The sequence below is a fragment of the Xenorhabdus santafensis genome (assembly GCF_033949405.1).
GTDB lineage: Bacteria > Pseudomonadota > Gammaproteobacteria > Enterobacterales > Enterobacteriaceae > Xenorhabdus > Xenorhabdus santafensis.
This window is the reverse complement of sequence record NZ_VCDN01000395.1, coordinates 1-264: the sequence shown is the minus strand read 5'-3', so window position 1 is coordinate 264 and position 264 is coordinate 1. Positions and strand designations below refer to the sequence as shown.

Below are 264 nucleotides of genomic sequence, written 5' to 3'. Positions count from 1 at the left end.
ATAACGTATCGCGTTGCTTACTCACATTTCCTGATAATCTTTCATAACGAGAAATATGGGCTTTTACCCTTGCTACTAATTCACTTGGGCTAAACGGTTTCGTTATATAATCATCCGCTCCTAATCCGAGTCCGCGAATTTTATCTATATCTTCTTTTTTGGCTGAAACAAGTAAAATCGGAATATCTTTTATAGCACGTATTTGTTTACAAATTTCGAATCCATTCATTTTCGGAAGCATAATATCTAAAATAATTAAATCAT

General features: G+C 33.0%; 1 protein-coding gene. It reads right to left on the bottom strand.

All coding sequences use genetic code 11. The annotated features are described in order from the left end of the window. The coding region (locus FE392_RS22875) for a response regulator (protein WP_319931976.1) at positions 1-264 on the bottom strand (264 nt) is incomplete at both ends.